This is a genomic window from Mycobacterium sp. PSTR-4-N, from assembly GCF_022348085.1.
In the GTDB taxonomy this organism is placed as follows: domain Bacteria; phylum Actinomycetota; class Actinomycetes; order Mycobacteriales; family Mycobacteriaceae; genus Mycobacterium.
Genome location: NZ_JAKRFN010000018.1, coordinates 124226 through 130984, shown reverse-complemented (window position 1 = coordinate 130984; position 6759 = coordinate 124226). Strand labels below are relative to the sequence as shown.

Annotated in this window: 8 protein-coding genes; 5 read left to right on the top strand and 3 right to left on the bottom strand. The window is 67.6% G+C overall.

All coding sequences use genetic code 11. From position 1 onward, the window contains the following. Nucleotides 1–405: 405 nt before the first annotated feature. The gene (locus MHN84_RS21870; RefSeq protein WP_241206606.1) at nt 406–1623 is read left to right on the top strand and encodes an IS110 family transposase; all 1218 of its coding nucleotides are present in this window, start codon (nt 406–408) and stop codon (nt 1621–1623) included. A 34-nt stretch (nt 1624–1657) separates the two neighbouring features. Here MHN84_RS21870 and MHN84_RS21865 read toward each other — a convergent pair whose 3' ends face one another. Genes MHN84_RS21865 through MHN84_RS21855 form a run of 3 tightly spaced genes read right to left on the bottom strand, consistent with a single transcriptional unit; the run spans nt 1658 to nt 3969 of the window. Beyond that, the gene (locus MHN84_RS21865) at nt 1658–2473 is read right to left on the bottom strand and encodes an exodeoxyribonuclease III (protein ID WP_241206605.1); all 816 of its coding nucleotides are present in this window, start codon (nt 2471–2473) and stop codon (nt 1658–1660) included. A 5-nt stretch (nt 2474–2478) separates the two neighbouring features. After that, nucleotides 2479–3372 (bottom strand): GNAT family N-acetyltransferase, encoded by an 894-nt coding sequence (locus tag MHN84_RS21860; RefSeq protein ID WP_241206604.1) that lies wholly within the window; start codon nt 3370–3372, stop codon nt 2479–2481. A gap of 3 nt (nt 3373–3375) precedes the next feature. Next, nucleotides 3376–3969, bottom strand: coding sequence for a peptide deformylase (locus MHN84_RS21855; RefSeq protein WP_241206603.1), 594 nt, complete (start codon nt 3967–3969; stop codon nt 3376–3378). 138 nt (nt 3970–4107) lie between these two features. Between MHN84_RS21855 and MHN84_RS21850 the strand changes: the two genes are divergently transcribed. The 4 genes from MHN84_RS21850 to MHN84_RS21835 are packed head-to-tail and all read left to right on the top strand — an operon-like array spanning nt 4108 to nt 6759. Next, a complete protein-coding gene (locus MHN84_RS21850; protein ID WP_241206602.1) occupies nt 4108–4425 on the top strand; it encodes a DUF3263 domain-containing protein in 318 nt (105 codons plus the stop codon). A 31-nt stretch (nt 4426–4456) separates the two neighbouring features. Continuing rightward, nucleotides 4457–4915 carry a LytR C-terminal domain-containing protein gene (locus MHN84_RS21845; RefSeq protein WP_241206601.1) on the top strand — a complete coding sequence of 153 codons (459 nt, stop codon included), beginning with the start codon at nt 4457–4459 and terminating at the stop codon, nt 4913–4915. Between the two features lie 10 nt (nt 4916–4925). After that, nucleotides 4926–5639, top strand: coding sequence for a superoxide dismutase family protein (locus MHN84_RS21840; RefSeq protein WP_241206600.1), 714 nt, complete (start codon nt 4926–4928; stop codon nt 5637–5639). Beyond that, a complete protein-coding gene (locus MHN84_RS21835) occupies nt 5596–6759 on the top strand; it encodes a glutamate--cysteine ligase (protein WP_241206599.1) in 1164 nt (387 codons plus the stop codon). The genes MHN84_RS21840 and MHN84_RS21835 overlap by 44 nt, the downstream gene beginning before the upstream one ends.

Sequence of the window (6759 nt, the reverse complement as noted above, 5' to 3'; positions counted from 1 at the left end):
CGACATGGAAGTTCACCGCTTCCGCATCATCTACAACACCATCCGACCCCACCAAGCACTGGCCGACCACACCCCCAAACAGGCCTACCTCGCCAACAAAAACCTGCCACTTTCTTGACTCAAGACACGGGCCCACCGACATTGATGCTGTTAATCAGTTTCGGGTGAGGATGGTCTTGCTCGTTCGCCGCCGGTGATGACTCGTCCGCTGACTGACGCCCTGTTGGGTTGTCTTCCAATTGATTTGTCTCACCGGCGACGTGCGGGCAAGCACCGCAACAGCCCTGGTAGGGCGGACATGACTTAATCAGGAGCCTGTCCGCTGCCTCATCAATGTCTTGTCTGCCCGCCCTACCGGGTTGTCACTCATCGCACGGTTCATTGCACGGAGAGGACACCACCATCGTGACACCCCGACGTCGCGTCGTCATCGGCATCGACACCCACCTCGACACCATTCACCTGGCCGCGATCACCGATACCAGTCAACTGCTCGGTGATGCCGAATTTGCCACCAGCCCGACCGGGTATTGGGCGGCGATCTGCTGGGCGCGTAGCTTCGGCGAGGTCGTCTCCGTCGGCGTTGAGGGAACCAGCTCCTATGGCGCGGGCATCACACAGGCATTGCAGGCCAACGATATTCACACCGTCGAGGTCAATCGTCCCGACCGCGCCGCACGGCGTAAGCAAGGGAAATCTGATCCACTCGATGCCTACAGCGCTGCCCGCGCGGTGTTGGCCGGCCACAGCCTAGCCGTGCCCAAAGACCCCCACACCGGGGCGCTCAAAGCTCTATTGGTCGCCCGCCGCGGCGCGATCAAAGCCCGCACTGCGGCGATCAATCAGATCAAAGACCTCCTGGTCACCGCTCCGGCCGAGCTCCGCGAGCGTTATCGCCGCTACCCCACGACGCTGCGCCTGATCGACGCGCTGGCGCGGTGTCGCCCCACCGCGCACGAGGACCCTACCGCCGTATCGGTGCTGATCGCCTGCAAAGCACTGGCACAGCGCATCGAGTTCCTCGAGCGCCAAGACCGCGACCTGGCCGCCGAGCTCGATTCCCTGACCACAGCGCTCAACCCCGCCCTGCGGGCGGCCTACGGCGTCGGGCCCGATACTGCCGCCCAACTGCTTATCACCGCCGGCACCAACAGCCACCGCCTCCGCAGCGAGGCAGCGTTCGCGATGCTCGCCGGCGCCGCGCCGATACCCGCCTCCTCGGGAAAGACCACCCGGCATCGGCTCTCCCGCGGTGGAGACCGCGCCGCCAACAACGCTTTGCACCGCATCGCTCTAGTGCGTTGGTCCCATGAGCCGCGCACCCGCGATTACGTCGCCCGACAACTGGCTGTCGGACGTTCCAAAAAGGACGTCCTGCGGCTGCTCAAACGAGCCATCGCCCGCGAAATGTTTCGACACCTCACCGCACCCAGCCCGATCGACGACTACAGCGATCTACGCCCCACCCGACAAGCCCGCAAGATCACCCTCACCACCGTCGCCAACCATTTCGGGGTCTGGCCCACCCAGATCTCCCGACTCGAACGTGGCCTCAAATGCGACGACACCCTCGCCACCAACTACCGCCGCTGGCTAAACACCCAGCTCATCGATGTCGCTTGACGCTTAACAGAGATAGGAGCATCACGTTCTGGTGCTAAGCCAGCGTCACCACGACCGGGGCGTGATCGCTGGGCGATCCCACTCGTTCCTTGCCGGTCTTGCGTTCGTCGCGCGCAATCTCGGCGTGCTCGACGCGGGTGGCCAGCGCCGGCGAGCCGAGGATGAAGTCGATGCGCATGCCGCGGTTCTTCGGGAAGCGCAACTGCGTGTAGTCCCAGTAGGTGAAGACCCCGGGCCCCGGCGTGAACGGCCGCACCACGTCGGCGAATCCGGCGTCGACGATCGCGTCGAACGCGGCGCGTTCCGGTTCGGTGACATGCGTGCTGCCCGCGTACGCCTCGACGCTCCACACGTCGTCGTCGGTGGGCGCGATGTTCCAGTCCCCGACCAGTGCGATCTGCGCCGAGGCATCGGCTGCCAACCACGATGACGCTGACTGCCGCAGAGCGGCAAGCCATTTCAGCTTGTAATGGTAGTGCGGGTCGTCGACGGTGCGGCCGTTGGGCACGTAGAGGCTCCACACCCGCACCCCGCCGCACGTCGCGCCCAGCGCACGCGCCTCGGCGGCGGCCTCGACGCCGGGGGTGGCGCCCCACGTCGGCTGATCGTCGAAGCCCACCGCGACATCGTCGATGCCGACCCGTGAGGCGATGGCCACCCCGTTCCATTGGTTGAACCCGCAGTGCACCACCTCGTAGCCGAGCGCGGCGAACGGCATCGTCGGGAACTGCTCGTCGGAGCACTTCGTCTCCTGCATCGCGAGCACGTCGACATCGGCGCGTTCCAGCCAATCGGTGACCCGATCAACCCGGGCGCGAATCGAATTGACGTTCCAGGTCGCCAACCGCATGCCGTTCACAGTAGATCCTCGGCACGCACATAGCGGGACCGGTGATGCAGCGTGAAGCCCATCTTCTCGTACAGCCGCCGAGCGCCGTCGTTGTCGGTGACCACCTGCACATAGGCGCGTGTCGCGCCGTGCGCACCGGCCCACCCGAGCAGGCCGTCGCACAACCGGCGAGCCAGGCCCTGACGGCGGGCCGACTCGACGACGTGGACCGCCGACACCCCGGCCCACCGGGTGCCGTCGGGCGCCTCGGTGATCGCGACTCGCCCGACCGCGGCGTCGGCCAGCGTGCCGAACCCGACCTCGCCGTCGATCACGGCCGTCAGTACGGCCGGCGGCACGTCGCGCTCGTAGAGCGCGAGCCAGCGTTCGTCGGGAGTCGCGGCCATCGTGACCTCACCGGCGGATCCTGGCTCGACATCCGCTGTCATGACCAGGTTCTCGGCATCGGTGGGCACCCCGTCGGGGATGCGGAACAACCGATCGGGCGCGGAGATCAGCGCGGGCAACGTGCGCGCAGCGTACGCCCCGGCGACCGCGGTGATCTCGGCATGAGACGTGAAGTGCAGCGGCACAGCAGAATTCGCGCGCCGCGTGGCGCCGCCACCGAACCTCAGGAACCAGCCGTCGAGCCACTGCTGCTCGGTACCCGGCCAGGCGAGGGCCGCCGCGTGCTCCAGGTTACGGATCGCGCCGACGCGCACCGGCTGCTCAGGCACGACCCGGACCGCGACGACGTCGTCTCGGGAGATCGCGACCAGCTCACCGTGGCGGGTGCGCACGACGACCGCGGGCTCGATCTCTTCGACGTGGCCGATCACATCGGTGAAAGGTCGCGCCTCGTCGGAGGGGAGGCGATAGCGCAGACTCACCCGGGTGCCGGGCGGTGGCAGCTGCGGCACAGCTCAGTGACCGAACGGGTCGGGGTCCTTGCCGGGCAGCCACGTCAGGCCGGGGACACCCCAGCCGTGCGATTTCACCGCCCGCTTCGCACTGCGGGCGTTGCGGCCGACGAGGCGGTCCAGATAGAGGAAGCCGTCCAGGTGCCCGGTCTCGTGCTGAAGCATGCGGGCGAACAGATCCTCGCCCTCCAAGGTGATGGGCGTGCCGTCGGCGTCCAGGCCCGTCACCCGCGCCCACGACGCGCGCCCGGTGGGGAAGGACTCGCCGGGTACCGACAGGCAACCTTCGTCGTCGTCCTCGGGGTCGGGCATCGTCTCGGGCACCTCGGAGGTCTCGAGCACCGGGTTGACCACCACGCCGCGCCGTCGCAGCGTCTTGCCGCGCGCGTCGGCGCAGTCGTAGACGAACACGCGCTTGGCGACACCGATCTGGTTGGCGGCCAATCCCACTCCGTTGGCGGCGTCCATCGTGTCGTAGAGATCGGTGATGAGATCGGCGAGGTCGGCGGGCAGAGACCCGTCGGCGCCGACGGGGATCGGCTCGGTGGCGGTGTGGAGGACCGGGTCCCCCACGATGCAGATCGGTCGAACAGCCATGGCCGAAAGCTTAGGGTGACGCGCGCAGGAGCCGACTCGCGGTCATTGGTGACGATGTCCGTGACCGAGCCGTGATTGAATACGACCTGCAAACCACACTGATGTCATTTCGACCGTTGGAAGGGTCCAAGAGGCGATATGGACGGCGCGATCGTGCGGACTGATCAGTCAGGGGACTCCGCAGACGGCGCTGAACCCGCCGACGGTCTGACCCGTCGGGAACACGACATCCTGGCGTTCGAGCGGCAGTGGTGGAAATACGCCGGATCCAAAGAAGACGCCATCAAAGAGCTCTTCTCGATGTCGGCGACCCGCTACTACCAGGTGCTCAACGCGCTGGTGGACCGGCCCGAAGCGCTGGCGGCCGATCCGATGCTGGTCAAGCGACTGCGCAGGCTGCGTGCGAGCCGGCAGAAGGCGCGCGCGGCGCGGCGCCTCGGCTTCGACGTGACCTGACGCCGCCGGCGAGCCGATACAGTAGGCGCCGATGAACCAGCGAGAATCCTCAGGACTGCCCCTGCGGGCCATGGTGATGGTCCTGCTGTTCCTCGGCGTGGTGTTCCTGCTCGTCGGCTTCCAGTCGATGGGCAGCAGCGACGACGACTCGGGCAGCGACTCGATCGCGACGTCGATCACCAGCACCCCCACCACACCGTCGACCACCGCGCCGCCGGCGAAGGCCGACGTGCGGGTCTTCAACATCTCGACCACCGAAGGGGCCGCGCAGAGCACCGCCGACCGGCTGCGCGAGGCCGGCTGGAACGTCACCGAGACGGGCAACCTGACCCTGCCGGACACGACGGTCACCACGGTGTTCTTCAGTGACGCACCGGGTGAACAGCGGGCCGCCGAAGAGGTGGGCCGATTGCTCGAAGCACCGGTGGCGCCGCGGCTGCCCGAGCTGACCGAGCAGCCGCCGGGCGTCATCGTCGCGGTCACCGGTTAGGCTCTTGCCCATGCGCAGGACCGTCGCCGCCGCCACCTTGTTCGCAGCGCCCGCACTCGCGTTGGCCGCCTGTTCGCCTCCGGGCGACGTGCCCAGCGATACGCCGGGCACCACACCCCCGATCTGGACCGGTTCACCGTCACCGTCGGCGCCTGCCGGCGAGGGAGAAGCCGGCGAGGGTGAAGGGCAGGCCCAGGCCGCCAACGGGGAGACGCTGAAGGCCGACCTCAAGACCGCCGACGGCACCACCGTCGCCACCGCCGACATCGCGTTCTCCGGCGGTTTCGCCACGATCACGGTGCAGACCTCGGCGACCAGCCAGCTCACGCCCGGCTTCCACGGCATGCACATCCACTCCGTCGGCAAGTGCGAAGCCAACTCGGTCGCCCCGACGGGCGGCGCCCCGGCGAACTTCAACTCCGCGGGCGGACATCTCCAGGTGCCCGGCCACAGCGGCCATCCCGCCAGCGGCGACCTCGCCTCGCTGCAGGTGCGCGAGGACGGCTCGGCCAAGCTCGTCACCACCACCGATGCTTTCACCGCCGACCAACTCCTCGACGGCGCCGGCACGGCGATCATCATCCACGAAAAGGCGGACAACTTCGCCAACATCCCGCCGGAGCGCTACCAGCAGGTCAACGGCGCGCCGCCGCCGGATCAGACCACCCTGGCGACCGGCGATGCCGGAGCTCGGGTGGCGTGCGGTGTCATCACTCGGGGCTGACCGACGGGCTGACCGCATCGACTTCGCCGGGTCCGCCCGGCCCTCACTCGGCGTCGAGTGGGAGTTCGCGCTCGTCGACGCGCAGACACGTGACCTGAGCAACGAGGCCGCCTCGGTGATCGCCGAGATCGGCGAGAACCCGCGTGTGCACAAGGAATTGCTGCGCAACACCATCGAGGTCGTCACCGGCGTGTGTGACACCGTGCCCGAGGCGATGGACGATCTGCGGTCGACGTTGCGGCCCGTGCGCGAGATCGTGCGCGACCGAGGCATGGAACTGTTCTGCGCCGGCACCCACCCCTTCGCGAAGTGGTCGGCGCAGAAGCTGACCGACGCGCCGCGCTACGCCGAGCTGATCAAGCGCACCCAGTGGTGGGGCCGGCAGATGTTGATCTGGGGTGTGCACGTGCACGTCGGGATCTCCTCGGCGCACAAGGTGATGCCGATCATCACCTCGCTGCTCGACTACTACCCGCACCTGCTGGCGCTGTCCGCATCGTCGCCGTTCTGGGACGGCGGCGATACCGGTTATGCGAGCAATCGCGCGATGATGTTCCAGCAGCTGCCGACCGCGGGCCTGCCCTTCCACTTCCAGGAGTGGCGGGAGTTCGAAGGCTTCGTGGCCGACCAGAAGAAGACCGGCATCATCGACCACATGAACGAGATCCGTTGGGACATCCGGCCTTCTCCTCATCTGGGCACCGTGGAGGTTCGGATCTTCGACGGGGTGTCGAACCTGAAGGAACTCGCGGCGCTGGTCGCGCTGACGCACTGCCTCATCGTCGACCTCGACCGCCGTCTCGACGCGGGGGAGGCGCTGCCGGTGATGCCGCCGTGGCATGTGCAGGAGAACAAGTGGCGGGCCGCGCGCTACGGGTTGGACGCAATCATCATCCTCGACGCCGACAGCAACGAGCGGCTCGTCACCGAGGATCTCGACGAGCAACTGGAGCGACTGACCCCGGTGGCCCGCTCGCTGGGATGCGTCGACGAACTCGCCTCGGTCGCGGACATCTACCGCGACGGTGCCTCCTACCAACGTCAACGGCGGATCGCCGAGGAGTCGGACGGGGATCTGCGCGCCGTCGTGGACGGGTTGATCGCCGAGTTGGTGATCTGA